Below are 20844 nucleotides of genomic sequence, written 5' to 3' on the forward strand. Positions count from 1 at the left end.
AACCGGGGTCGGAAACGCTGGAGCACGTATGTCGTCCTATTCTGAAGATCTTCGTTCCGCAGCGCTGGCCTATCATCGGCTGCCACGGCCGGGCAAGCTGGAGATCCAGGCCACCAAGCCGCTCGCCAACCAGCGCGACCTGGCGCTGGCCTATTCGCCGGGCGTTGCCGCCGCCTGCACCGAGATCGCCAACAATCCGGCCGAGGCGGCCACGCTCACCGCGCGCGCCAACCTCGTCGCCGTCGTCTCCAACGGCACCGCGGTGCTGGGCCTCGGCAATATCGGCCCGCTGGCGTCGAAGCCGGTCATGGAGGGCAAGGCGGTCCTGTTCAAGAAATTCGCCGGCATCGACGTGTTCGACATCGAGATATCCGCCGACACGATCGACCGGGTGGTCGAGACGGTGGCCGCGCTGGAGCCGACCTTCGGCGGCATCAACCTCGAGGACATCAAGGGACCGGAGTGCTTCGAGATCGAAGCCCGCCTCAAGGAGCGGATGAAGATCCCGGTCTTCCATGACGATCAGCACGGCACCGCGATCATCGTCGGCGCCGCCATCAAGAACGCGCTCTCGCTCGCCGGCAAGAAGATCGAAGACGTGAAGATCGTCGCCTCCGGCGCCGGCGCCGCGGCCATCGCCTGCCTCAATCTGCTGGTGTCGATGGGCGCGCAGCGCAAGAACATCTGGGTCACCGACATCGACGGCGTCGTCCACGAGGGCCGCAACACGTTGATGGACCCCTGGAAGGCGGTCTACGCGCAGAAGACCGACAAGCGCACGCTCGCCGAGGTGATCGGCGGCGCCGACATCTTCCTGGGAGTCTCGGCCGGCGGCGTGCTGAAGCCTGACATGGTCAAGCAGATGGCCGACAAGCCGCTGGTGATGGCGCTCGCCAATCCCAATCCGGAGATCATGCCGGAGGAGGCGCGCGCGGCGCGGCCCGACGCGATGATCTGTACGGGACGTTCGGACTTCCCGAACCAGGTCAACAACGTCCTGTGCTTCCCGTTCATCTTCCGCGGCGCGCTCGACGTCGGCGCCACCGCGATCAACGAGGCGATGAAGCAGGCGGCGGTCGACGCGATCGCCCAGCTCGCGCAGGACCCGCCGTCGGACGCGGTGTCGCGCGGCTTCGACACCGGCGAGACGCAAGGGTTTGGCCCGGGCTCGCTGATTCCCTCGCCGTTCGACCCGCGCCTGATCCTGCGTATCGCGCCGGCGGTTGCGAAAGCTGCGATGGACTCCGGCGTCGCGACGCGGCCGATCAAGAACTTCGACGAGTACACCACCCAACTCGAGCGCTTCGCATTCCGCTCCGGCCTGATCATGAAGCCGGTGTTCGCCAAGGCGAAGTCCCAGCCGGTGCGCGTGATCTATGCCGAGGGCGAGGACGAGCGCGTGCTGCGCGCCACGCAAGTGGTGCTCGAGGAGAAGCTGGCGCGGCCGATCCTGGTCGGCCGTCCCTCGGTGGTCGAGGCGCGCATCAAGCGGTTCGGCCTGTCGATCCGGGCGGGCACCGACTTCGACCTCGTCAACCCCGAGGACGATCCGCGCTACCGCTCCTACGTGCAGAGCTACATCGAGATCGCCGGCCGTCGCGGCGTGACGCCGGATGCGGCGCGCACCGTGGTGCGCACCAATGCCACCGTGATCGCGGCGCTGGCCGTGATCCGCGGCGAGGCGGATGCGATGATCTGCGGTGTCGAGGGCCGCTACATGAGCCATCTGCGCCATGTGCGCGAGATCATCGGCTTCATGCCGGGGGTCAGCGACTACGCGGCGCTCGCGCTCACCATCACCAGCAAGGGCGCCTATTTCATCGGCGATACGCAGGTGCGGCCGAACCCGACCGCCGAGGAGCTCGCCGAGATGGCCTCGCTTGCGGCCAATCACGTCATGCGCTTCAACATCAAGCCCAGGATCGCGTTCGTGTCGCACTCCGATTTCGGCAGCTACGACACCGAATCCTCGCGCAAGATGCGCCAGGCGACCGCGCTGCTGAAGCAGCACCGGCCGGACCTCGAGGCCGACGGCGAGATGCAGGGCGACACGGCGCTGTCGGCGACGGCGCGCAAGCTGATCCTGCCGCATTCCGACCTCGACGGTGAGGCCAATGTGCTGATCATGCCGAACCTCGATGCCGCCAACGTCGCCTACCAGATGATCAAGGTGTTGGCGGATGCGGTGCCGGTCGGCCCGATCCTGATCGGCCCGGCGCGGCCGGCCCACATCCTGACGCCGTCGGTGACCGCGCGCGGCATTCTCAACATGACGGCCGTGGCGGCTGTCGAAGCGCAGGAGCGGGCCGGGCGCGCGCAGCCGACGCTGTTTGCGTGATCGTGTCGGCGTGATCGAAGTGTGGCGGAATTCGTCCGGTTTCGGTCGCATTCCGTCCGCCTTTATTGTTGAAAAGCGTTGGAGACGTCACATATCCCGCCGGCGTGCCGGCACCATATATCGTTTGAAGTTGATCCGTGAGGACGAGAATGCCGGGTTTCATAACGTTCGGGCGCGTTCTGTTTGCCGTGATTTTCATCTACACGGGCGCGACCAAGCTGTTCGGCATTGCGGTGACCGCCGATCTCATTGCCGCCAAAGTGACCATCCCCGGGGTGCTCGCACCCTACGCGGCGCAGCTGGAGGCGGCGGCGAAGATGCCGATGCCGCAGATCCTCGCGATTGCGGTCGGCGCCTTCGAGGTGCTCGCGGGGCTGATGATCGCGCTGAATTTTCTGACGCGGTTCTTCGCGGCTTTGATGATCGTCTTCGTCGGCGCGACGATCTTCTACTTTCACGATTTCTGGAACCAGGCGCCACCCGACAACGCCAAGACCCTGATCGACGCGCTGAAGAACCTGTCGATCATCGGCGCGCTGTTCATGATCTTCGGCTACGGCAAGGGGCCGAAGGAGCCTGAGCGGGCGGCATATGGCGATATGTAACGGCCGAGCTAGGCGGCGCGCTTCCAGGCGATGACGCTGACGTCGGAGACCGGATCGAGCATGAGGCGATCGGCGACCTTGTAGCCGTGCTCCGTCAGCACCTGCTGGGGCGAGCGCGAGGGGCCGACACCGGGAAAGCAGGGCGCGCCATCAGGCAGCGAGACGTGGGGCGCAAGCGACAGGAAGAACGTGTCGTAGCGGTCCATGAACATCTCGAACACGGCGGGGCCGCCGATCACGGCCACCATGCCGTCACCGATGCCGGCGGCTGCGCAGGCCGCTTCGAACGAGGCGCCGGCCGGGTTCCACAGGGTGGAGAGCGGCTTCTCCGTGTCAGGAGCCAGCCCCGCCACCTTGCCGGTGACGATGATCCGCCGCCGCTTCGGCGAATTGGGCTGGTCCTCATAGGAGTTGCGGCCATGCACGATCAGGTCGGCGCGGTCGAGCGCACTGGAGAAGAACAGCGCGTCGCCGGGAAACTTGAGCGCGTCCGGCATCACATTGCGGGAATCGGCCAACATGCCGTCGGCCGATACGATGACATAACCTTCGATACGAAGCTGAGGCACTGACGAAAGCAATCCTGACTTATTCGGACACTGTCGTCACAACGCTCGAAACCGGTCGTTGGCTCACCGTCGGAAGCTTGGCGACCTTGCCGAGCTGCTCGTCATATTGCGGCAGCGATTGCACCGGCGCCTTGGCCCGCATCGCGACCACCTTGTAGCCGCCGGCCTTCAGGCGGCGCAGCAGTTCGGGCAGAGCTTCCGCCGTATGCTTGTGGAAATCGTGCATCAGGATGATGCCCTTGCCGAGCTTGTCGAGCTTCTTGAAGGTGACGTCGAGCACCGCCTGTGCGTTCTTCGCCTTGAAGTCGAACGAGTCGAGATCGCAGGAGAAGATGCCGATGTTGCGGGTGCCGAGATAGGTCACCATCTCCGGCGGGTGCTGCAGCGCCGGGAAGCGGAAGAACGGGGCGGGGGAGTTGCCGCCGAGCGCCCATTTCACCGCACTGATGCCGAGCTCGATCTCCTCTTTGCGCTGGTCTTCGGTCAGCTTCTTGTTGGTCAGCGCCGCATGCGACCAGGTGTGGGTGCCGACCGTATGGCCGGCGTTGTAGACCTGCTTGAGGATCTCCGGATAGTAGGTCGCGTGCTTGCCGATGATGAAGAAGATGCCGGTCGTGCACTGGTCGGCGAGCGCTTTGAGCACGCCGGGCGTGTTCTCCGGCCACGGACCGTCGTCAAAGGTCAGGACGACCTCGTGATCCTTCAGGAAGTCGAGATCCTTGAAGTGCTCGAAGCCGAAGCCCGGGCCGCCCGTCGTGTCGATCTCGACCGTGCGGCCGACGCCGAGCGCCTCGGTGTTCATGCAGGGCGCGCGCGGCGGCTGGGTCTGCCCGCCAGCCGCCTGGGCCGGCGCGGCGGCAGGAACTGCTGCAGGGGTAGGGGCTGCCGCCGTGCGCTGGGCCTGCGACCACGCCGCACCAGACGTCAACAGCGATGCCGCCAAAGAACTCGCGAACACCAATCCAGCCGCAATCCGCATGTGTTTCCTCGGGGGTTGTTGCACCGGGGAGCGCCAGGACTCGCTCCGCATCCGGGGTGGGATATTAGACCAGCCACCGGATCAGCGCCAAAAGGAAACGAGGCAAGAACACGGGGAAGTTGTCGAGTTCCGCCGCATTCTTGCCGAGTGTGGCTCAGCCGTCCGCCAGCAGCCGCGCCACGGCCGTCTTGACCCGCGTGTCGGTCGGCTCGACCGACGAGGCAAACACGTCGGCGAGGTACCCGTCGCGGCCGATCAGGTACTTGTGAAAGTTCCAGCGCGGCGTCTCCTTGGGCCTGGCCTCCGCGGCCCAGCGGTAGAACGGGTGGGCATTGGAACCGGTGACCACCGCCTTGGCGGCCATAGGGAAGGTAACGCCGTATTCCTTGTTGGCCAGTTCGGCGATGTCGCCCGCGATTCCCGGCTCTTGGTTGAAGTCATTGGAGGGCACGGCGATCATCGAAAGACCTCGCCCGTGGAACTCGCTCCAGAGCTGCTGCAGGCCGGTGTATTGGGGGGTGTAGCCACATTGCGAAGCCGTGTTCACGACCAGCACCGGCTTGCCCGCAAAATCGGCGAGGCGAATCGGCTCACCGGCGAGCGCCGGGAAGGAGAAGCGGTAAGCCGTCATCTTGCTCACCGCGTTGTCGGCATGTCCGGCGCGCGACATCAGTGTCGCGCCGGACAAGGACGCGCCGATGCCGATAAGAACCATCCTGCGATCGATCATGTGAATCTCCCTTAGCCCAGCCCGTAAGCATGAATGCGCCTGCGCCCGACTAGCGCCTTGGAACGGTCGCAACGTCGAGTTGGATCAGGCCGCGTTCCACCAAGGGATACCCCTGGCCTTGGGCGGAAAGAAGGACTGCTTCAGTCGTCAGCGCAGCGAAAGAATGAACTCGGTGCCCTCGCCGGTCTCGCCCTGGTTGATGCCCTGATCCGAGACGATCAGCGAACTGCCGGTCGACAAGGCCTCGCCGAGCCAGGCCATGACATCGGCCGGGATCGTGATGCGATCGAGTGCCTCGGCCGCGCTGCTCACCGGAGGGGCCGGCTTCGCATCGCTGCGCGTCCCGGCCGACGTCTTGCCGCGCCGGGCGGCGTGCTCTGCGCTGTCATTGACGGCGGCGCTCCGTGCCGAGGCGGCGAGCGAAACGACGGTCCATGTCATCGTCGCCGGATCGGCCTTGTCAGCCGCTGCCGTGAACACGTGCGTGCCGAGCGGCTTCTCGCCGGGCGCAATCGTAACCTGGGTGTTGAAGACCGGCGCGAAATTCTGCCGGACGTACAGCTTGGAGTCTTTGCGGCTGATGAAGATCGCGATCTGGCTATTGCGCCTCAACTCGGGCTTCGGCGCGACCGGCTGCACGGGAGCAGCAAGACGGGACTGATCCTTCGAATCCTTGGCATCGTCCGGCTTCGCGGGGGCATCTGCGGCCGTATTCGACGGCGCGGCAGGCCGGTCAGCGATCTTGGGATCGGCCGGCTTGCCGTCGGTCGTTGCCTCGATCCTGGCTGGTGTTTCGGCGGACGTGCCCGGCGCCGGCGTCGTAGCCTGAGCTGTGCCGGCAGGCTGGCCCGCCGCGGACTTGCTCTCGTCCTGCTCAGCAGGCTTGGCGGCGGTCGGCGTGCCCGCTGTCGTATCCTCTGCCTTGACGTCGGTCGCAGCAACGCTGGGCTTCAAATCGGCAGCACTGGTGCGTTGCTCGGCCGCGTCCGCCCGAACCGGTCCGGCACTGGGCGAAACGTCGGAGGCGATCGGTGCCATGCCATTGGTGTTGCTGGCGTCGGCCGTGCGCACCTGGCTGCGGGAGGACGACAGCGTTTCATCGTTGCCCGACCCGGCGCCTTCGCGATGGCCGATCGAGGTGCGCAGATCCGTCGTCGCGACCGTGATCGCGGTGCTCACTGCCGCGCCCTTGTCTGACTTGGTCGCTGCGGGGGCGTTGGCGTCGGGCTGGACCGAGGCGCTCGGCTGGGGCGGCTTCAGCGCCGCGAGGAGGGCGTGCGAAAATCTGGCAGGAGCGACTTCGCCCGGTGTGACCAGAATGCGCGAGCCCATCCGGGTCCAACCATAGATCCGGGTCGCGAAGCTCGGCGGCATGCGGATGCAGCCATGCGACGCCGGATAGCCCGGCAGCACGCCCGCATGGAGCGCGACGCCTGACCAGGTGATGCGCTGCATGAACGGCATCGGCGCGCCACTATAGATGTTCGACCGGTGGAATTTCTGCTTCTGGATGACGCTGAACACGCCCATCGGCGTGGAGTGCCCCTTCATTCCGGTCGACACCGGCGCTTCCGCGAACAGGCCGTTGGCGTCGTAGATTTTGACTTGCTGCTTGTTGATGGACACCGCCACCATCACGGGCCCTTGCGGCTTGGCGGCCTCCTTCTCGATGGTGGCCGGCTTCTGAGCGTGGCGTGCCTTGGGCTTGCGCGGCAGAGTTGCCGGGCGTTCGGAAGGGGAGATGGCCGGCTGCGTGTCGTTCCAATAGTAATAGGGCGCTGCTTCAGCCTGAGAGGTCGCGGCTATGACAAGCGGGACTGAAACGATTGCTACACAACAAAACCGCCCCCTGGCGGCTGCACGAACGCAGAGCATTCCGGCAAATCCTCAAGAACCATCTGGTCGTTAGTGTCGCAGACGGAGTCTGCGTTCACCAGCCTGGGCTTCCGCCCTGCACGAATTCGTCCCGATCGTAGCAGAAAAGCCTCACATCGCGTTAAACGCGTATCGGAAGGCGAAGGCAGGAGCCGCCTTCCTCGCAGGCATTTGTGTTCCTACATGGGCAGTATGCCGAGCCATCGGCGTTACAACGGAGACCGACATGTCGTTCAGAGCCACCAGCCGGTATGATCTGTGGCTGAAAACCCTAGCTTTCCTGCTGCTTATCGGGCTGTCTTCGCCTGTGGTGTCAGCGTACGCTGCGGAAGAGCCGGATCTGATCTTTCGTCGGTCGACGGTTTTCAAGCTGCTCAGCCCGAATGCCAAGCTCGCGACCTATGGTGTTGATGATCCAGAGGTCGAGGGCGTCGCGTGTCATTTCACCGTACCTCAGAAGGGTGGATATGCCGGCTGGCTCGGTCTTGCCGAGGAGGTCTCGGACATCTCGCTCGCCTGCCGGCAGATCGGGCCGATTCGCTTCAAGCACAAGCTCGAGCAGGCCGACGACATGTTCCGGCAACGGCGGTCGCTGTTCTTCAAGAAGATGCAGATCGTGCGCGGCTGCGACGCCAAGCGCAACGTGCTCGTCTACATGGTCTACTCAGACAAGTTGATCGAAGGCTCGCCGAAGAACTCGACCTCGTCCGTGCCGGTCATGCCGTGGGGCAAGGCCGATGAGGGTGACGTCCAGAAATGCGGCGACTTCATTCAATAAGGGATTTTCGAGCGGCCGATCGGCTGTCCGCGGGCTTTCCAGGCAAGTGACGCTTGGCGGGGTCGTGGCAGCCGATCAGTCGAACCAGACCCTGTTGCGTCGAGCGGGCACAGTTCTCGGCGCGCTGCTGCGCCATCGGCGTGGCAAGCGGGGTTGTTGGACGCTGTGCCTTCGAATGGGGGGCGTGCGTGCGCTTCTTGTCCATGGCGAGCCGAGGGAGCAACGATATCTTCAACGCACAGCGCGCTGCCTGCGAGGAGCTTGGAGACGGTTCTCCCGACGCCAGCATTGCAACATGGAAACCTTAAGAAGCCATCCCATCGGCCGAATCGACCGCTGCGTCCGACCCTGCAATCGGCCGCCGCCGAGGCTCATCCGATGGTAATATTCGGCCAGGAAATACCCGCAATGATTGTGTTTTGTGTTGTGGGGCGGTCCGCACGAAACAAAGCAGCCGGCGACGAAACCATTTCCTGCTTGTGGCGCAGACGGGATGAAACGTGAAATGGCTATGAAACAGAAGCGGGCTGCGGCGCGACCCGATTTTGAGCCTCCGACCGGCCGCTGCGGAAGACATGACGAGAATCCGAGACATGCGGTCCACAATGCTTCTTCAACTCGGTACGGCGGCGCTGGCTGTCATTTGCTGTCTTTCGTCATCCGCGGATGCGCGGCCAACTGTCAGACTGCCTGATCCGCGCGGCGAGTTCGTCCGTCAATGTACGCCGCACATGCTCGGACGATGGGCGCATCCCGAAGCTGTCTGCTCCTGCTTGCACGACCATGCGGCCGCGGTGGTAGAGGATGCCGATCTGCGCGAGGCGCTGTTGCGCGGGATCAGCGAGACCGGTGTGCCCACAATCGAGACCAATTGGGTGCCGGCGACGAAACAGGCCGAGATCGGCCCGACCTTCACCAAGATCGCGAAGCCGGCTCTGCAGTGCATGTTCGATCCCGCCCAGTGATGCCGTGAACGACGAGCATCGTCGGACTGGATTTGCCGATGACCTTCGTGCAGCCATGATCGGCGTCACTCCAGACCATATTGCGACATCAACGATTGCACCTCCGGCCGGCGCATGATCTGGGATATCCGGGTGCCGATCGCGACCTCGTCGCTGCGGGCGGACGATCTTGCAGCAGATCTGCGGGCAGGGCGCGTCGGCATCGCGGGACTGGCAGTCGATGGTTGGCGCTGGGCTTGCGCAGCCTTTTCGGACGAGGACACGTTCGCCGCCGGCGGCAGCCGTGTCGGCTCCGTCGCGGCCGTAGCCGGCATTGAGGGCTGTGCCGGCGTTACGGCGGGGGCTACGACCGGAGCCACGCTAGGAGCGGCGATTGCCGTCACGGGTGGCGTGGCCGGTGCCGAGGCGTGAGTTTCGGTGGTGCTGCTGGTTGCCGGCAGCATGGCGACCGTGGCGCTCGAAGCCTTGACCGCGTCAGCAGCCGGCGCAACTGGCCCGCCAACATCGACGCGGCCCCGCGCGGGAATTGTCTCCGCAGGAGCGACCGGGGCAGCCAATGTCTGGGACGTTGCCATCGGGGGTGAGATTGGCGCCGGCGGCTCGATGATCGGAAGCGGGGCGGCTGCGAAGGCGACGTCCGGTGGCGTCACAACAGGCCCGCTCATGATCTTTTCGCTCTTGTCCAGCTCCGGTGCGGTCTTCTTGAAGTCCCCGGGAACGTTGAGGGCCTGCGTCTGGGCGTGGGCGAGCATCTGCCGCGCCGTCGTCGGCGGCTCTGCGAACGCCGACATCGGCAGCAGGACGGCGGTCGCGAGCGCCAACTGCAGTGTGGTCGAGCGCGATGCGAACTTCATCATGGCAGGCTCCTTAATATGGCTGCAGTGCGATCTGCACTGGGTTTTGGCTTAGGCTGCGGCGCTGGCCGCAGCCCGGTCGTGAGCGATGACGACGCGCTGGCCGCGCATCTTGGCGATCACCTCGTCGCGCGGGCCGAATGCCAGCGTCTTGCCGAAGGCCATCACCATGATGCGGTCAACATGCGCCAGAAGCTGCGGACGGTGCGTGACGACGATCACGGTTCGGCGGGCGGCCTTCGCCTGGGCCATGGCCTGCGCCAGCGCCCGCTCGCCGTCCTCGTCGAGATTGGAATTCGGCTCGTCGAGGATCAGGAGACGCGGATCGCCGTAGAGCGCGCGGGCCAGGCCGACGCGCTGGCGCATGCCGCCGGACAGCGCCACGCCGCCTTCGCCGATCGGCGTGTCGTAGCCGTTCGGCAGGCGCAGGATCACCTCGTGCGCGCCGGCGGCCTTGGCTGCGGCGACGACAGCCGCTTCGTCGACCTTGGCGAGGCGTGCGATGTTGTCGGCGACCGTGCCCGAGAACAGCTCGATGTCCTGCGGCAGATAGCCGATATGCTTGCCGAGCCGGTTCTGATCCCACTGGCTGTAGGCGGCGCCATCGATCCGGATCACGCCTTCGCGCAACGGCCAGACGCCGGCCATCGCGCGCGCCATGCTCGACTTGCCGCTGGCGGAGGCGCCGACGATCGCAAGGCTCTCGCCGGCCCTGAGCGAAAAGCTGACGCCCTTGACCGAAGGGCGGCCGGCCGCGGGCGGCCACACCACGGCATTCTCGACGTCGATGTCGCCACGCGGCGTGGGCAGCGCCGTCGGGGCCGCCGTCACCGGCAGCGCCCGGAACAGCTCTTCCAACCGGCGATAGGCGGAGCGCAACGCGATGATGCGCTTCCACTGGCCGACCACCTGCTCGACCGGCGCCAAAGCGCGCCCCATGATGATCGACGTCGCCATCATCGCGCCGGGCGAGATCTGCTGCTCGATCGCGAGCCAGGCGCCGATGCACAACAGCGAGGTCTGCACCGCCATCCGCGCGAATTTCGTCACCGAATGCATCGCGGCGCCGCGCTCGACCAGCGTGCTGTGGGCATCGACCATCGCCGACTGCCGGCAGCTCCAGCGGTCCATCACGATGTCGCCCATGCCGAGGCCGCGCACGACCTCGCCGTTTCGGAGCGCAGCCGCAACGAACCGCGAAGCTTCGTTGGCCAGCGCATTGGTGCGCTCGACACTGTCGCGCGTGAAAAATTCCGTGAACAGCGCCAGCGAGAACAGCACGATCGCGCCGAGCAGCGACAGGATGCCGAGATAGGCGTGCTGCAGGAAGCACAGCGCGACGAACACCGGCGTCCACGGCAGATCGCAGGCAATCGCGGCCGTGCCGCTGGAGATGCAGTCGCGGATGGTCTCGGCGTCGCGGATGACCTGTTGTCCGAAGCGATGCCGCGGCGACAGCTCGGCCTTCATCATCGTTTCGAACAGGGGGTGGCGCAGCGTGCCTTCGAACTGGACGCCGGCCCGCGCCAGCACGCCGGAGCGGGCGAATTCGAGCACGCCGTACAGCACCAGGAAAACGCCGACGATCAGGGTGAGCATGACCAGCGTGCCGAGACTGCGGCTGGTGAGAACCCGGTCGTAGACCTGCATGGAATAGAGCGGCGAGGCCAGCATGCTCGCATTGATGAAGAGGCTGAGCACGAAGGTCGCGGTGAGCGCGGGAAAGCAGGCGCGGAGCGCGGTTCCGAGCGGGCTTCGGGCGATGGTGGTCGTCATGGCAGATCCCTTTGCAAAGCGCTCAGGGATGTTCTTCCAGCTCCGCATCCGCGACCGTGATTGACCTCACATAGCGCGGAGGCGCTTTACCGCGCTTGAGTTGGCCAGTCTCAGCCGCTACCGCATGAAGGCCCGTGCTCCGATTTCGAAGTCTGCCTTCCTCGCCAGTGACGACATGCGCGCAATAACGACCCAGAACCTCCGCCTCGTGTCCGGGCTGATCCTGCTCGCATTCGCTGCGACTCATTTCCTCAACCACGCGGTGGGTCTGTTCAGTCTCGAAGCGATGGACGAGGTGCAGGAGTGGCGGCTCGCCGTCACGCGGTCGTGGCCAGGCATGATCGTGCTGGCCACGGCGTTGCTGGCGCATGCCATGCTGGCGGCCACGAGAACGCTGCAACGTGCCAGCTGGCGGCTGCCGTTGTGGGAGTTGATCCAGCTCGCCACGGGATTTGCGATCCCGCTGCTGTTGCTGCCGCACATCGTCGAGACTCATGTTGCTCATGCGCTGTTCGGTGTCCAGGACAGCTACCTCTATGCGCTGGCGCGCCTGTGGCCCAGCGCGGCCTGGATCCAGACGCTTCTGCTGCTGCTCGTCTGGATCCACGGCTGTCTCGGCCTGCATCACTGGCTGAAATTCCGCGGCTGGTATCGCGTCGCGCAGCCGCTTCTGGTGGTGCTCGCCGTCGCCGTGCCGATGGCGGCGCTGATGGGCTTCGTGGTGTCCGGGCGGGCTGTTGCCGCGTTGCTGACCGACCCCGGCATGACCGACCGGATGCGTGCGGTCACGCATTGGCCGAGCGCGGTCGACGAAGCCTGGCTTGGTCTTCTTCAGATGTCGGCGCGCATCGCCGTCGCCGCGCTGCTCGCGGTGGTCGCAACCATCATCGTGTTCCGCTATATCGCGATGCTCGCGGCACCAAAGATCGCCATTGCCTTCGCCGATGGCGAAACGGTGCAGGCCGCGATTGGTCCGACGCTGCTCGAGATCATCAGCAGCAACAATCTGTCTCACCAGTCCGAATGCGGCGGTCGCGCCCGTTGTGGTCTCTGCCGCGTCCGCATCGACCAAGGCGCCGACACGCTGCCGCCGCTCGCCCCTGAGGAGCGCGCCACGTTGGCGCGCTTGGGCGCATCGGACCATGTGCGGCTGGCTTGTCAGATCCGTCCCACCGCGCCCATGACCGTGACGCGTCTGGTCGGCGGCGACGAAGGAGCGAGGGAGCCCGTTGCGCATGTCGACGCGCAAGGCGCGCGCCGCGCCGTGTGTCTCGTCCATGTCAGCATCCGCACCTTCGCGACGCTGTCGCGTGACCGGCTGCCCTACGATCTCGTGTTCATGATGAACGAGATCTTCGGTGCCGTTGGCCAGGCCGTCGAAGGCCATGCCGGACGCATCGATCGCTTCCTCGGCGACGGCGTGCTTGCCGTGTTCGGCGAGCAGCATGGGCCCGACCAGGGATGCCGCGATGCGCTGCAGGCCATCCGCGCAATGGACGTCGCCATGGACCGCGTCAACGAGAAGATCGCGGCCGAGATCGGCCAGCCGGTCGAGCTTGCCATCGGGGCCTGGACAGGAGAGGTCGTCGTCGGGCGCCTGGAATTGGGACGGATGGCGCAGCTCGCGGTGCTCGGGCCTGGACTCGAGCTGCCGGCGCGGCTGGCTGAACTGGCCAATGTCAGAGGGTGGCAACTCGCGCTGTCCGGGGACGTCGCGATACATGCCGGCCTACAGGACATCGCCGGAGCACAGCGCGAGAGTCTTGCCGGCGCGGAGCAGGGCCGGGACATCGACGTGATCGGCCTGCCGCGCGCCCGCGATTTCTCGCTCGACGCGGGCGCGGGACCTGCGGCGGCAACCTGAGCGCTGCCAGCTCATTTCTCCCGGAACGTCTTCGCGAGCATATTGAGCAAGGGGCCGACGAGATATTCGAGCACGGTGCGCTCGCCGGTCGAAATCAGCACGTCGGCCTGCATGCCCGGAATGATCTTTTCGACGATTTCGTGCGGCAGGGTCGAATAGTCGATCACGACCCGCGCCGAGTAATAGCTCTGCTTGGTCGCCTCGTCGGTCACCGCGTCAGCCGAAACGCTCTGGACCTTGCCGAAAATGGTCGGCGTCGTGCGCGAGGAGAAATTGGAAAAGCGCACTTCGGCCTTCTGTCCGACGGCGACGCTCTCGATGTCGCGCGGCGAGACGTGCGCCATCACGTCGACGCCTTCGCCGATCGGTACGATCTCAGCCAGCGTGTCGCCCGGCTTCACGACGGCGCCCACAGTGTGGACCTTCATGTTCATGACGATGCCGTCGCGCTCGGCGCGAATGTCGATGCGGCGCAGCACGTCCTCGGCGATGACGAGCTTCTCGCGCAGGTCCGACAGTTTGGCACGGGTGCCGTCGAGCTGCTGGCCAACCTCGGCCTGGTACTTCTGCAGCGCCTGGTCGATCTGCAAACGTGACTGTGAGGCGGTCTGGCTCAGACGCGCCACGTCGGCCTGCGCCTGGCCGAGATCGCCTTCGACGCGGGCGCGCTCGCGTTCGAGCTCGAGGAACTTGTTGCGCGGATAGTAGCCTGCCGCGACGGCCGGGCGCACGTTGTTCATCTGCGTCTCGAAGCTCGCGCGCTGTGCAACCAGAGCGGCGCGCTGCCGGTCGCGCCCGGCGAGCTCCTGCTGCTGCTGAGCGATCTGCGAGTTGAGGATGTTGACCTGGCTGATCAGGCCATTGCGGCGTTCGATGAACAGCCGCTGCTGATCGGCGATGGCAAGGGCGGCCTCCGGCACACTCTGCCGGTTGAGCAGGCTGTCGGGAAAACTGATCATGCGGGCATTGCCACGCTCCGCCAAAAGGCGGGCTTCCTCGGCGAGCGCGGCATCCATCTGCTTGCGCAGGAGATCCGTATTGGCCTGGGCCTCGGTCGGCTGCAGCCGGAACAGCAGATCGCCACGGTGCACCTCGTGGGTTTCCTTGGCCAGGATATCCCTGACGATTCCGCCTTCGCGATGCTGAACCACCTTGTGGTCGCCGGAGACGGAAACCGTTCCCGGTGCGATGGCCGCGCGGTCCAGCGGCGCATAGCCGGCCCACACGCCGAACCCGCCGAACACGAGGGCAATCGAGACATAGCCGAGCAGGGCGTAGCGGCTGAAATCGGCTTTGATCGGCGGCGTCCGGCCTGGAGGCTCGAAGCTGTGATCATGCACCAGTGACATCGACATTTGCATCCCCCGTGGTTGTCCACCGGGCGGGAGCATCTGCGATCGGCTGTCTCGGCACTGTGCGGGAAGTCACATCACAACGGCAGGCCGCGCCAGGGCCGCCGGATCGTCTTGCTATTTCTTCTTCGGCCCGAAGCGCGGGACACATTTCACGGTGCGGACGATGCCGGTCTCGGCCATCTTGGAGCCGGAGACCTCCTTGACCTGGCCGGCGCCACAGGTGCCGTCATCGACCAGCACGCGCTGCCCAAGCCTGAGATCAACGATGTCCTCCTCACGCCCGACATATTGGGCCTGAGCTGCCGAGACGACCACCAGCAGCGCGGCAACGCCACCAAGACCCTTCACGATCGTACGCAGAGACAAAGCCACTGGACGCATCACTTGCCCTCGATCTTTAGGCCGTTCGGCCCGAGATTGATCTGGACGCCGTCGGGCTGCTTCTTGGCCTGGTAGAGATTGTAGCCGAGCACGCAGACGGCTGCGGTGAGGATGCCGACCAGAAAATAGAGAATGTTGCGGTGATCCGACATGCGAAAATTCCAGACTATGTCATTGCGCTGTTCCGTATGCGCCAGTGTACGGGGAGGGCTGCGATTCTGAAAGCAGCGGCAAATGCGCTGCACCTGCGCTGCGGATTGTGGTTTGCTGGCGGCGTTTCAAAACGGGAACCTGGACAGGCATGATCACCCAAGACACGACGCAACGGATCGTCGACGCCGTCGACGCCGGCTTCGAGCGCCAGCTCGCGACCACCAGCGACTTCGTCGCGATCCCCTCGACGCGCGGTGCCGAAGGGCCGTGCCAGGACATGTTCGGTGATCTGCTGCGTGCGCGCGGCTACGAGGTCGACGACTGGCACATCGATCTCGACGATCTCAAGGAGATGCGCGGCTTTGGTCCGATCGAGCACGACTTCTCGAAGGCGCGCAGCGTGGTCGGAACCTATCGCCCGGCGACCACGGCTGGCCGGTCGCTGATCCTGCAGGGTCATTGCGACGTCGTGCCGGCCGGCCCGCTCGACATGTGGGAGACGCCACCGTTCTCGCCCGTTATCAAGGACGGCCGGATGTATGGCCGCGGCGCCTGCGACATGAAGTCCGGCACGATCGGGGCGCTCTATGCGCTCGATGCGATCGCCGCGGCCGGCTTCAAGCCGACGGCGCGCATTCACGTCCAGTCCGTCATCGAGGAGGAAAGCACCGGGGTCGGCGCGCTCTCCACTTTGCAGCGCGGCTATCGTGCCGATGCCTGCTTCATTCCCGAGCCGACCGGCGGCAAGATGGTCCGCTCGCAGGTCGGCGTGATCTGGTTCCGGCTGAAGGTGCGCGGCTTCCCGGTGCATGTGTTCGAGGCGGGCGCCGGCGCCAATGCGATCCAGGCGGCGTATCACCTGATCCATGCGCTGGAGAAGCTCGAAGCCGATTGGAACGACCGGGCCAAGAGCGATCGTCACTTCAAGTCGCTCGACCATCCGATCAACTTCAATCCCGGCATCATCAAGGGCGGCGACTGGGCCTCGAGCGTGCCGGCCTGGTGCGACGTCGATTGCCGGATCGCGATCCTGCCGGGCTGGTCGGTCAAGGATTGTCAGAACGAAATCCTGGCCTGCGTTGCGGCGGCTTCACGTGATCACCGCTTCCTGTCCAACAATCCGCCGGTCGTCGAATGGTCCGGCTTCCTGTCGGAAGGCTACGAGCTGACCGATTCGGCCGAGCCGGAGGCGGCATTTGGACGGGCGTTCAAGGCCGTGCATGGCAGCGAGGTCCAGGATCTCGTCTTCACCGCGCTGACCGACACCCGCTTCTACGGCCTCAACTACAACATTCCGAGTCTGTGCTTCGGCGCGAGCGGCGCGGCGATGCACGGCTTCAATGAACATGTCGAGCTCGATTCGCTGCGCCGGGCGACCAAGACGATGGCCCTGTTCATTGCCGAGTGGTGCGGAGTCGAGAAGGCCTGAGCGGCATGACGATCGGCTTGGGGGGCGATGACCTCGCAGGTCGTTGCCTTCGGCTGGCACCTCCGTGCATCTCTTGCGCGAAGGCGGCCGACACGCGCTGAAAGGCGCAGCTGGGTCCAAGGGGAGGGAACGGCATGACGCCGCTCGACAAGATCAATGCGCTGAAGATGCCGTTCGCGGAGCTGAAGGGCGTGACATTCACCGAAGCCAGCGCGGATCGCGTCGTCGCGCAGATGCTGATCAGGCCGGATCTGTGCACCCTGCATCACACGATCCACGGCGGCGCCGTCATGGCGCTGGCCGATTCGGTGGGCGCGGCGGCTACCGTCATCAACCTGCCCGAAGATGCCAAGGGCACCACGACCATCGAGAGCAAGACCAACTTCATCGGCGGCGCCAGGGAGGGCACCGTCGTGATCGCGACGGCGACGCCGGTCCATCGCGGGCGCCGCACCCAGGTGTGGCAGACCCGGATCGAGACCGAGGACGGTAAGCTGGTGGCCGTCGTGACCCAGACCCAGCTCGTGTTGTGATGATTCGTACACAAACGAATTATTAACTCACGCGGCCCGTGCATGGCCGCATGTTCTCTCCGTAGAGCCCGGGGCTTGCAATGAATGTTGCAATGCACAATATAGCTGCTGTCTAGGGAAAGACGTCTGTACGCGAGGGCTTCTGAGAGGAGTCTTTGGCAGTGTCACAGGTAGATATTTTTCGTCCCCGGCCGGGCTTTGGCTATGTGCGGACGCTCAGCCAGCACGAGGAACTGCCGCTGCTGCGCGATCATTTGTTGCGGCTCGATGCTGAGAGCCGGCACGATCGATTCAACGGCTTTCTCGATGACAGTTTCATCGAGCGCTACGCGGCCCGCTGTGCGGCTGATGGCACCATCGTCGTCGCCTATATGGAGAACGGCATGGTGCGCGGCGCCGCCGAGCTGCATCCGCCGGAGCAGTCCGAGGATGGGCTTCCGGAGATCGCGTTCAGCGTCGAATCCTGCGTGCGCCGCCGCGGCGTCGGCAGCCTGCTGTTCCAGCGGGTGATCTCGGAAGCGCGCTGGAAAGGCTATCGCAAGCTGCGCGTCACGACCGGGTCGCAGAACCACGCCATGCGGGCGCTGGCGGCCAAGTTCGGCGCGCACCTGGCGTTCCGCCACGGCGAGTCGACCGGTACGATCGACCTGACCCAGCAGCCGCAGGACGAGCTGGCGAAGCTTGTGGTCGAGACGCCGATCGCTGCAGCCCGTGCGCTCTTCAGCCTCAATCGCGCGTGCTGGAAGCTCGTCACTCGCATGTACGGCGACCAGCGCGCCGCCTGATCGACAACGATCTGTAAAAACGAATAAAAGCGCGACAGCGATGACCGCTGTCGCGCTTTTCGTTTTCGACTGCAGGCTGGCAGGGCGCGCCGCTTACGCTGGCGCGGGCAGATGCCTCAGGTGCCCGTGCGCTTGTCGAAGTTGAAGCGGCGCACGGTGCGGCGCTCGACCACGATGGCGCGTTGCTGTGTGCCCTGATCGGCCGTGATGACGCGCGTGTTGGTGCGCGCCGCGATGCGGCTCGCCTTCTTCACTTCGGGCAGGACTTGCTCGAGCGGCAGGCCCATCAGCGCCGACGCGATCTCGGCCTGAGCCTGCACGTCATCGGTGATGCCGGATGCGGCGAAAATCGCTTCCTCCAGAGTCGGAGGGTCGCGCCTGACGCGACGCGGACCGTACTTGGTGTTCCAATCTTCGCTCATGGGGGCCTCGTAAATCGTCCGGGGATACCTAGAAGCAGCCTTGTTGCATTGCAATATGAATTCTGCGCGGCAGCCCAGCTATGCATTCACCATGTCGCGATCGGGCAACGCTGCAGGGATGTGGATATCCTGGGGCCACCGGCGCAAGGCCGCGTGGCCGGCTTTGGTGAGGCCATAAACGCCGCGTTCGGCGCGGTCGAACCAGCCATAGACATTGCGTTGGAGGATCTTCGGCGCATCCGGAATGTCGGTGCGCAGATCACGGACGCGTTTCGGTCCCTCTGACAAGGCCGAGGCGCAGGCCAGCGCCTGTTGGCGATAGGCGGTCATGATGGGCGCGCGAGTCGAGCCGCCCGCCACGGGGTCGCCCTTGCGCCGCTCATGTTCCACGACCAGGCGCGATCGCTTCTTGGGGTTCTTGCGCGGCGCGGTGGTGGGCGGCTGTACCAGCACCTCCACCTGCCCGGTGGACGTCACCGCGAGCATGCCGAAGCCGAGGCGGCGGCACAGGTTGCGGTACCGTGCATCGCTTTCGCGCCCCTTGCCCCGCGCCGAGAATTTCGCCGCGACCCAGACTTCGTCGCATGCACCGGCGCGATCGACGGCCTGCAGCAGCAGTTCCAGATTGAAGGCCTGCTTCAGCTCGCAGATGACAACGATCGGCGGATCACCGCCCTTCAGCGCCACCACGTCACAGCCGCCGATCTCGCCCTTGGCCGAGAAGCCGAGCTTTTCGAGGAAGCGTTTGACGGGGAGGTAGAGCGCGGTTTCCAAGGGCCGTCCATGCGTGCGACTCAAAGCGCGGGGATTCTAGCCCGACGCGTATTGTCATGTCAGTGCAAAGTCGGTTTGCACCTTACGGCGCCGCTACATGCGGCCGACCACCGGTATCAATGCGCCGGTCACACCGCTCGCCGCGTCGCTGGCCAGAAACAGGATCACCTCCGCGAGCTCCTGCGGGGTCACCCATTTGTCGAAATCGGCCTTCGGCATGCTGGCGCGGTTGGCCGGCGTATCGATCGTCGAAGGCAGCACGGCGTTGACCGTAATCTTGCCCTTCCACTCCGCCGCCAGGGCCTCGGTCAATCTGTGAACGCCAGACTTCGAGGCCGCATAGGGACCCATGCCGGAGCCCGCTTGCAGTGCGCCCATCGCGCCGATGTTGACGATGCGGCCGGTGCTGGAACGGACCAGATGAGGAATCGCTGCACGAGAGGCGTGCAGAGCGGTCATGAGATTGCGCGCATGCATCTTCTCCCAGACGCTGTCGTCGCCGTCAGCGGTGTTCTCGAATGCAAATGCGCCGGCGATGTTGATCAGGGCATCCAGAGTGCCGAAATGGGCTGCCACCGAGTCGATTGCGACTTTGGCCTGTTCGGCATCGGACAGATCGACGCCTCCGAGTTCGATGCGGTCGTCACTGGCCGGGATCTCGGCCTGGGCATGATCGATCCCGGCCACATGCGCGCCGCGCGCCAGCGCGAGGTCAGCAACGCTGCGCCCAAGCGCGCCCTGCGCCCCCGTAATGACAATCACTGCTCCGTTCATTCCGTCCATGGTCCCCGTTCACACGCCCCGCAGCGTCACCTGTTATACTATGGCCAAGCCCACCACTTGCAATGGTGGCGCGGCCGGGGCATGGGATTGCAATTACGAATTGTATTTTGCACCGAGGTGGTCACGATGATGTCGGTTGTTTCCGATCGGCCCGCCGATCTCGCTACATTCCTGCATCCGTTCAAGCACTTCCCCCAGAGTCTGGCAGTCCAGCGCAAGACCAGGATCGTCGCCCTCGGCTCGTCGTCGACGGCTGGCACCAACGGCATCGTGGCTTTTCCGGCGCGGCTTGAGCAAGGGCTGCGCAAGGCCAATTTCGGCTGCATCATCGATGTTCTCAATCGTGGCCTCGGCGGACAGGAGGCGGCGGAGGAGCTGTCTCGCTTCGAATGCGACGTGATTGCGGAGCAGCCGTCGCTCGTCGTGTGGCAGGTCGGCACCAACGCCGCGTACCGTGAGAGCTACAGCCTTGATGAGGTCGAGGCGGCGCTGCGCGTTGGCCTGGGATGGCTCGCCCGGCTGCCGGTCGATGTGATCGTCATGGATCTGCAATATACGTTCGCGATCGTCGAGGTGCCGAACCGGCTGGCGCGGGCCCTAGACATGCAGCGGCGGATCGAGAGGGTCACGTCGGCGGCCGGCGTCAACCTGTTCAGGCGTTGGGAGCTGATGAAAAGCTGGTGTGACACGGGCCAGATCCCGCTCTCGGCCATGGACGATGGGCATGACGATCGCCTCCATATGAGCGAACGCGCGACAGCCTGTGTCAGCGACGCTCTTGCCCGTGCGATCATGTCGCCGTCGGTGCCGCAGGTCTGATCGCTAAAATTCGCCGGGCTTCCGTAAGGGGATTGCCAGGACGACAGGCTAGCGTCTCACTCTGCCGCTTAAGGGGC

At 65.2% G+C, this 20844-nt stretch carries 21 protein-coding genes; 9 read left to right on the forward strand and 12 right to left on the reverse strand.

The genetic code is table 11. The features are described from left to right. Positions 1-28 precede the first annotated feature (28 nt). A complete protein-coding gene (locus LQG66_RS03060) occupies positions 29-2338 on the forward strand; it encodes an NADP-dependent malic enzyme (RefSeq protein WP_231323277.1) in 2310 nt (769 codons plus the stop codon). Positions 2339-2487: 149 nt separating this feature from the next. Beyond that, on the forward strand, positions 2488-2943 hold the full coding sequence (locus LQG66_RS03065; protein WP_231323279.1) for a DoxX family protein: 456 nt from the start codon (positions 2488-2490) through the stop codon (positions 2941-2943). Positions 2944-2951: 8 nt separating this feature from the next. Here the strand turns inward: LQG66_RS03065 and LQG66_RS03070 are convergent, their stop codons facing one another. The 4 genes from LQG66_RS03070 to LQG66_RS03085 form a co-directional block, all read right to left on the reverse strand. Beyond that, the gene (locus LQG66_RS03070; protein WP_231323282.1) at positions 2952-3512 is read right to left on the reverse strand and encodes a dihydrofolate reductase family protein; all 561 of its coding nucleotides are present in this window, start codon (positions 3510-3512) and stop codon (positions 2952-2954) included. Between the two features lie 19 nt (positions 3513-3531). Next, complete coding sequence (locus LQG66_RS03075) at positions 3532-4491, reverse strand: polysaccharide deacetylase family protein (protein ID WP_231323284.1); 960 nt, start codon at positions 4489-4491, stop codon at positions 3532-3534. Positions 4492-4645: 154 nt separating this feature from the next. Continuing rightward, positions 4646-5221: a glutathione peroxidase gene (locus tag LQG66_RS03080; RefSeq protein ID WP_231323286.1), complete on the reverse strand. Its 576-nt coding sequence runs from the start codon at positions 5219-5221 to the stop codon at positions 4646-4648. A 147-nt stretch (positions 5222-5368) separates the two neighbouring features. Beyond that, positions 5369-7096, reverse strand: a complete 1728-nt coding sequence (locus LQG66_RS03085) for a L,D-transpeptidase family protein (RefSeq protein WP_231323288.1) — start codon at positions 7094-7096, stop codon at positions 5369-5371. Positions 7097-7322: 226 nt separating this feature from the next. Between LQG66_RS03085 and LQG66_RS03090 the strand changes: the two genes are divergently transcribed. Next, complete coding sequence (locus LQG66_RS03090; protein ID WP_231323290.1) at positions 7323-7874, forward strand: CreA family protein; 552 nt, start codon at positions 7323-7325, stop codon at positions 7872-7874. A 575-nt stretch (positions 7875-8449) separates the two neighbouring features. Then, positions 8450-8839, forward strand: coding sequence for a hypothetical protein (locus tag LQG66_RS03095; protein WP_425601283.1), 390 nt, complete (start codon positions 8450-8452; stop codon positions 8837-8839). 65 nt (positions 8840-8904) lie between these two features. Here LQG66_RS03095 and LQG66_RS03100 read toward each other — a convergent pair whose 3' ends face one another. Continuing rightward, positions 8905-9696, reverse strand: coding sequence for a hypothetical protein (locus LQG66_RS03100; RefSeq protein ID WP_231323292.1), 792 nt, complete (start codon positions 9694-9696; stop codon positions 8905-8907). Positions 9697-9744: 48 nt separating this feature from the next. Then, positions 9745-11469, reverse strand: coding sequence for a type I secretion system permease/ATPase (locus LQG66_RS03105; protein WP_231323294.1), 1725 nt, complete (start codon positions 11467-11469; stop codon positions 9745-9747). Between the two features lie 175 nt (positions 11470-11644). Between LQG66_RS03105 and LQG66_RS03110 the strand changes: the two genes are divergently transcribed. Continuing rightward, positions 11645-13333 carry an adenylate/guanylate cyclase domain-containing protein gene (locus LQG66_RS03110; RefSeq protein WP_231323296.1) on the forward strand — a complete coding sequence of 563 codons (1689 nt, stop codon included), beginning with the start codon at positions 11645-11647 and terminating at the stop codon, positions 13331-13333. 11 nt (positions 13334-13344) lie between these two features. Here the strand turns inward: LQG66_RS03110 and LQG66_RS03115 are convergent, their stop codons facing one another. The 3 genes from LQG66_RS03115 to LQG66_RS03125 all read right to left on the reverse strand — a co-directional run bounded on the left by LQG66_RS03115 (position 13345) and on the right by LQG66_RS03125 (position 15221). Continuing rightward, a complete protein-coding gene (locus LQG66_RS03115) occupies positions 13345-14688 on the reverse strand; it encodes an HlyD family type I secretion periplasmic adaptor subunit (protein ID WP_231323298.1) in 1344 nt (447 codons plus the stop codon). Between the two features lie 114 nt (positions 14689-14802). Continuing rightward, a complete protein-coding gene (locus LQG66_RS03120) occupies positions 14803-15069 on the reverse strand; it encodes a DUF6719 family protein (protein WP_231323300.1) in 267 nt (88 codons plus the stop codon). After that, complete coding sequence (locus LQG66_RS03125) at positions 15069-15221, reverse strand: hypothetical protein (RefSeq protein WP_231323302.1); 153 nt, start codon at positions 15219-15221, stop codon at positions 15069-15071. Before LQG66_RS03125 ends, LQG66_RS03120 begins: the two co-directional genes overlap by 1 nt. A 149-nt stretch (positions 15222-15370) precedes the next feature. Between LQG66_RS03125 and LQG66_RS03130 the strand changes: the two genes are divergently transcribed. From LQG66_RS03130 to LQG66_RS03140, 3 genes are all read left to right on the forward strand, one after another. After that, positions 15371-16651 (forward strand): ArgE/DapE family deacylase, encoded by a 1281-nt coding sequence (locus LQG66_RS03130; protein ID WP_231323304.1) that lies wholly within the window; start codon positions 15371-15373, stop codon positions 16649-16651. Between the two features lie 134 nt (positions 16652-16785). Continuing rightward, a complete protein-coding gene (locus LQG66_RS03135; protein WP_231323306.1) occupies positions 16786-17184 on the forward strand; it encodes a PaaI family thioesterase in 399 nt (132 codons plus the stop codon). A 161-nt stretch (positions 17185-17345) separates the two neighbouring features. Beyond that, complete coding sequence (locus tag LQG66_RS03140) at positions 17346-17969, forward strand: GNAT family N-acetyltransferase (protein ID WP_231323308.1); 624 nt, start codon at positions 17346-17348, stop codon at positions 17967-17969. A 116-nt stretch (positions 17970-18085) separates the two neighbouring features. Here the strand turns inward: LQG66_RS03140 and LQG66_RS03145 are convergent, their stop codons facing one another. The 3 genes from LQG66_RS03145 to LQG66_RS03155 all read right to left on the reverse strand — a co-directional run bounded on the left by LQG66_RS03145 (position 18086) and on the right by LQG66_RS03155 (position 19939). Next, positions 18086-18391 carry a hypothetical protein gene (locus tag LQG66_RS03145; protein ID WP_231323310.1) on the reverse strand — a complete coding sequence of 102 codons (306 nt, stop codon included), beginning with the start codon at positions 18389-18391 and terminating at the stop codon, positions 18086-18088. Between the two features lie 78 nt (positions 18392-18469). Next, entirely contained in the window at positions 18470-19165 is a 696-nt protein-coding gene (locus LQG66_RS03150) for a DUF2161 domain-containing phosphodiesterase (RefSeq protein WP_231323312.1), read from the reverse strand. 93 nt (positions 19166-19258) lie between these two features. Continuing rightward, positions 19259-19939 carry an SDR family oxidoreductase gene (locus tag LQG66_RS03155; RefSeq protein ID WP_231323314.1) on the reverse strand — a complete coding sequence of 227 codons (681 nt, stop codon included), beginning with the start codon at positions 19937-19939 and terminating at the stop codon, positions 19259-19261. A gap of 66 nt (positions 19940-20005) precedes the next feature. On the opposite strand from LQG66_RS03155, the gene LQG66_RS03160 reads away from it, so the two are divergent. Next, complete coding sequence (locus LQG66_RS03160) at positions 20006-20767, forward strand: SGNH/GDSL hydrolase family protein (RefSeq protein ID WP_231323316.1); 762 nt, start codon at positions 20006-20008, stop codon at positions 20765-20767. The last annotated feature ends 77 nt before the right edge of the window (positions 20768-20844 follow it).

The organism is Bradyrhizobium ontarionense (assembly GCF_021088345.1).
GTDB lineage: Bacteria > Pseudomonadota > Alphaproteobacteria > Rhizobiales > Xanthobacteraceae > Bradyrhizobium > Bradyrhizobium ontarionense.

Bases quoted from the DNA above. Each gene is read 5' to 3' on its own strand.
- LQG66_RS03105 (WP_231323294.1), bottom strand. From the start codon at position 11,469: ATGACGACCACCATCGCCCGAAGCCCGCTCGGAACCGCGCTCCGCGCC.
- LQG66_RS03065 (WP_231323279.1), top strand. From the start codon at position 2,488: ATGCCGGGTTTCATAACGTTCGGGCGCGTTCTGTTTGCCGTGATTTTC.
- LQG66_RS03090 (WP_231323290.1), top strand. From the start codon at position 7,323: ATGTCGTTCAGAGCCACCAGCCGGTATGATCTGTGGCTGAAAACCCTA.
- LQG66_RS03130 (WP_231323304.1), top strand. From the start codon at position 15,371: ATGATCACCCAAGACACGACGCAACGGATCGTCGACGCCGTCGACGCC.
- LQG66_RS03135 (WP_231323306.1), top strand. From the start codon at position 16,786: ATGACGCCGCTCGACAAGATCAATGCGCTGAAGATGCCGTTCGCGGAG.
- LQG66_RS03110 (WP_231323296.1), top strand. From the start codon at position 11,645: ATGCGCGCAATAACGACCCAGAACCTCCGCCTCGTGTCCGGGCTGATC.
- LQG66_RS03060 (WP_231323277.1), top strand. From the start codon at position 29: ATGTCGTCCTATTCTGAAGATCTTCGTTCCGCAGCGCTGGCCTATCAT.
- LQG66_RS03120 (WP_231323300.1), bottom strand. From the start codon at position 15,069: ATGCGTCCAGTGGCTTTGTCTCTGCGTACGATCGTGAAGGGTCTTGGT.
- LQG66_RS03095 (WP_425601283.1), top strand. From the start codon at position 8,450: ATGACGAGAATCCGAGACATGCGGTCCACAATGCTTCTTCAACTCGGT.
- LQG66_RS03085 (WP_231323288.1), bottom strand. From the start codon at position 7,096: ATGCTCTGCGTTCGTGCAGCCGCCAGGGGGCGGTTTTGTTGTGTAGCA.
- LQG66_RS03080 (WP_231323286.1), bottom strand. From the start codon at position 5,221: ATGATCGATCGCAGGATGGTTCTTATCGGCATCGGCGCGTCCTTGTCC.
- LQG66_RS03145 (WP_231323310.1), bottom strand. From the start codon at position 18,391: ATGAGCGAAGATTGGAACACCAAGTACGGTCCGCGTCGCGTCAGGCGC.
- LQG66_RS03125 (WP_231323302.1), bottom strand. From the start codon at position 15,221: ATGTCGGATCACCGCAACATTCTCTATTTTCTGGTCGGCATCCTCACC.
- LQG66_RS03100 (WP_231323292.1), bottom strand. From the start codon at position 9,696: ATGATGAAGTTCGCATCGCGCTCGACCACACTGCAGTTGGCGCTCGCG.
- LQG66_RS03075 (WP_231323284.1), bottom strand. From the start codon at position 4,491: ATGCGGATTGCGGCTGGATTGGTGTTCGCGAGTTCTTTGGCGGCATCG.
- LQG66_RS03155 (WP_231323314.1), bottom strand. From the start codon at position 19,939: ATGAACGGAGCAGTGATTGTCATTACGGGGGCGCAGGGCGCGCTTGGG.
- LQG66_RS03115 (WP_231323298.1), bottom strand. From the start codon at position 14,688: ATGTCGATGTCACTGGTGCATGATCACAGCTTCGAGCCTCCAGGCCGG.